Raw genomic sequence first — 3,140 nt, forward strand, 5'->3', positions numbered from 1 at the left:
GGTCCGGGCCCCGGCCTCTTCTATGAGGTCACCGGCGAGGACGCCGACGACGTTCGCGACCGGATCCACGCGGGACTGGACGCGGGTGCGGACCTGCGCGAGTGGGAGCTCACCGACCGCTCGGTCCACGTCGAGGCCGCGCCGGCGACGCCCGACCGCTACACGACCGCAGTGACGATCGCGGCGTACGGTCGGTCGGAGCCCGTCCTCTGAACCGCCTCGCAGCACTGTCATCGCCGACGCCTTTTTGAATCAGCTCCGCGTACGGCACGTGTCTTCGATGAACGGCAATAACCCGTACGCCGGTCCGCCGGGCGTAACGAACGCGGGCGAGCCCGCGCCCGTCGATCTCTCCCCGGAACAGGAACGGCGTCTCAGGCGGACGGTCGCCGGGATCGTCTCGCGCACCGAATCGTACCTCCCGGACAGCTACGCCGTCGGTTCGGAGCTCTCGGTCGGGGCCGACGGCCCCCAGGCGACTGTCGCCGTCAACCCGCCCGCCGGTCATCCCGTTTCCGCCGGGTTCGCCCCCGACAGCGACGAGCTTGAGGCCGGGATCGCCGACGCCGACGCCGACGAGGTCGCTCGCGGCCTCGCCGCCAGCGCCGCGCTACAGGTCATGGACGCCGTCGGCGACGTGACGCCGACCGCGAAGTGACCGTCGGCCTGTGAGCACTCGGTAGGGGGATGCCGGGACGGCGCTCGACACCATCTCCGATCGTGAGACGGCTAACGGTTCTCTCGGTGCATCTCGTCGTTTAGGTCGCTGAAATACATACTATCTCCTGTCCCTTCTACGGAATCCATGGGTAATAGTGGGTAAAACTACGCGCGGTGGATTCGTACCGTTCCCGGATGAAGGTCGACGCAACGGACCTCAAAACGAACGAGACGGACGACCGGGGCCGCGTCTACCTCGGCACCGAGTACGCGAACAAGCGCGTAACCGTCGTCGCCGTTGAGGTGGAGTCCGCCCGCCCGGACGACGACGAGCTAGCAGCCGCCAATCGGGAGGCTTCCGAGCGTGCGGAGGCGCTCGCCGGGGAGTGGAGCGAAACGTCCGACGAAGCGTGGCGCCGTCTCGATCGAGCTACCGGCTCTCTCGTTGCTCCACCTTGTTCAAATGGATGAAATCCACCATACAAGCTACTGAAACGTCCCGTCAAACACCACTAATCGGATTTTGGTGGTAGGATTCTTTATCCATGGTAACATAGTGCCAGTTATGTCAACAGAGACGGACGGGCAGGGGCGGCTGTACATCCCGAAAGAGGTGCGCGAGAAGTACGGCCAGAAGTATCACATCGTCATGTACGAGGACAGAATCGAGCTGATTCCGGTAGCGGACGACCCGCTCGCTGCTGTCCGCGAGGCAGCAGGCGAACTTCAAAATGCATCTGTCGAGGAGATCCGAGAGGACATCGAGGCGGCGGCCAAAGACGAAGCTGAGGAAGCCGGCGGGGACGGATGACGGTGTACGTCGAGACGGATTTCCTGCTCGCACTCGCCAAAGATACCGACTGGTTACAGAGCTCCGCAGAGGATGTCCTCGTCGAGTACAACGTCGAAACGTCGCCGTTCTCGTATCTCGAACTCCTCCTCGCCCGGGAGCGTCACGAGTTCGACTACGTTCCGCTGGTGGCGAACCTGCTTGAACTCGTTCCTGTACAAAACGAGGAGGAGAAACAGATCGTGTTGAAAGCCGTCAACTACTACGACGAGGGAATGACGCCGTTTGACGCCTTCCACGCAGCGACAGCGGAAACGCGTGGGATGGGCGTACTCTCTTCCGAGAAAGACTACGAAGAGATCGAAGTCGAACGGGTCCCACTGGAGCCGACCCACGAAGAGTAACCCGTCATGACCACGTGTGCGACGGACTCGATCGAATCTTCCGGCTGCTCACCGAGTCCAAAATTCGGACGGTGGGGCGAAAATCGACACCCTCGTCCACTAATACGCGGATAGAAGTCACGTAATAGCCGTTCTCCCCCTACCGACTCTCTCTTTGCTCTACCTTGTTCAGGTAGTCGACTGATGTCACAGATTCTGCACCGATTGCCGCTATCTTCGATGTTGGACCGGACATTCTATTAGAGGAGCGCCAGCGCTGGCCGAAGCTTCTTGTGTAGTACGTGCGTACTACAAAATATGGCACAGTCGGATACGACTGCCGACGGGAACGACGAGAAGGTCAACCTTCGGCTTCCGAAGAGATTCCTCGCGGACCTCGACGAACAGTGGCAGGAACAGGGGTACAACTCGCGGTCAGAGTTCATGCGCGAAGCCTTACGAGACGCGGTGTACGGAACTCGGCTCTCGAAGCGGGCACTCGAAGACCTACTGGAGAGCGAACGACAGTTCGAGGAGGGCGAGACGGTGAGCGCGGAGGAAGCCCGCGAACGCTTCGGTACGGATGAGTGAAGCATGGACATGGGAGCTATCCGACCGAGCAGCCGACGGACTCGGTTCTCTCGACGATGAAACCCAACAGCGAGTTCTCGACAAGCTCGATGGCGTGATTTCGGACGAGTTCCGCGAGCCACCGGACTTCGCCAAGCCGCTGACCGGCGCGAAACCGTGGCAGTCGTTACGGGTCGGTGACTACCGAGTTATCGCGCGATTCGACCGTGAAACACGAGTGGTGCAGGTCGGCGCGGTCGGGCACCGGTCGTCTATTTACGACGAGTTTCCCTGAAGTGGAACGTCTCGGGATACGACGGATTCACCGCGATTCGCGTTGCTCTACCTTGTTCAACTCGATCAGTAGCCGGAAGATCGCTTTCACGAGGTTCGCGTCGACATCGAACCGCTCGGCGTTCGCCCCGGCACGTTCCATCACGCGTTCCTCTTGGCCTTCGTCCGTAGTCGGGAGATCACGCTCCGCCTTCACGGCGGCGACCGTGTCGGCGACGTAGGTCCGGCGGGCGATCAGTTCGACGATCTCGCGGTCGATGTCCTCGATCTCTTGGCGGAGCTCGTCGAGGCTCATCTCCTCGGGGTTGGGTGTGTCAGTGCTCATTGGTGGTCTCAGTAATGGTCGCGCCGTCGTTTCGGGTCGTCGTCCGTCGCAGCGTGCCGGGCCGCTCTCCCCAGCGGTCCGCGAGCGCGTCGAGGTCGGCGTCGGGGTCCCCCGGCGT

General features: G+C 62.0%; 7 protein-coding genes and 1 pseudogene. 7 read left to right on the forward strand and 1 reads right to left on the reverse strand.

Features of this window, described 5'->3' with window-relative positions:
• From ACFQEU_RS13595 to ACFQEU_RS13625, 7 genes and pseudogenes are all read left to right on the forward strand, one after another.
• Nucleotides 1–213, forward strand: a pseudogene (locus tag ACFQEU_RS13595) (pyruvoyl-dependent arginine decarboxylase); the annotation flags it as partial.
• 67 nt (nt 214–280) lie between these two features.
• Nucleotides 281–658: a DUF5811 family protein gene (locus tag ACFQEU_RS13600; RefSeq protein ID WP_379783023.1), complete on the forward strand. Its 378-nt coding sequence runs from the start codon at nt 281–283 to the stop codon at nt 656–658.
• A gap of 197 nt (nt 659–855) precedes the next feature.
• On the forward strand, nt 856–1,131 hold the full coding sequence (locus ACFQEU_RS13605) for a hypothetical protein (RefSeq protein WP_379783025.1): 276 nt from the start codon (nt 856–858) through the stop codon (nt 1,129–1,131).
• A gap of 94 nt (nt 1,132–1,225) precedes the next feature.
• Nucleotides 1,226–1,471: an AbrB/MazE/SpoVT family DNA-binding domain-containing protein gene (locus ACFQEU_RS13610; protein ID WP_379783027.1), complete on the forward strand. Its 246-nt coding sequence runs from the start codon at nt 1,226–1,228 to the stop codon at nt 1,469–1,471.
• Nucleotides 1,468–1,854, forward strand: coding sequence for a PIN domain-containing protein (locus ACFQEU_RS13615; protein WP_379783029.1), 387 nt, complete (start codon nt 1,468–1,470; stop codon nt 1,852–1,854). The genes ACFQEU_RS13610 and ACFQEU_RS13615 overlap by 4 nt, the downstream gene beginning before the upstream one ends.
• 297 nt (nt 1,855–2,151) lie before the next feature.
• Nucleotides 2,152–2,424, forward strand: coding sequence for a ribbon-helix-helix domain-containing protein (locus ACFQEU_RS13620; RefSeq protein WP_379783031.1), 273 nt, complete (start codon nt 2,152–2,154; stop codon nt 2,422–2,424).
• Nucleotides 2,417–2,698 carry a type II toxin-antitoxin system RelE family toxin gene (locus ACFQEU_RS13625; RefSeq protein WP_379783033.1) on the forward strand — a complete coding sequence of 94 codons (282 nt, stop codon included), beginning with the start codon at nt 2,417–2,419 and terminating at the stop codon, nt 2,696–2,698. The genes ACFQEU_RS13620 and ACFQEU_RS13625 overlap by 8 nt, the downstream gene beginning before the upstream one ends.
• 27 nt (nt 2,699–2,725) lie before the next feature.
• Here the strand turns inward: ACFQEU_RS13625 and ACFQEU_RS13630 are convergent, their stop codons facing one another.
• Nucleotides 2,726–3,022: a chorismate mutase gene (locus ACFQEU_RS13630; protein ID WP_379783035.1), complete on the reverse strand. Its 297-nt coding sequence runs from the start codon at nt 3,020–3,022 to the stop codon at nt 2,726–2,728.
• Nucleotides 3,023–3,140 lie beyond the last annotated feature (118 nt).

The sequence above is a fragment of the Halorubrum tibetense genome, from assembly GCF_042661865.1.
In the GTDB taxonomy this organism is placed as follows: Archaea; Halobacteriota; Halobacteria; order Halobacteriales; family Haloferacaceae; genus Halorubrum; species Halorubrum tibetense.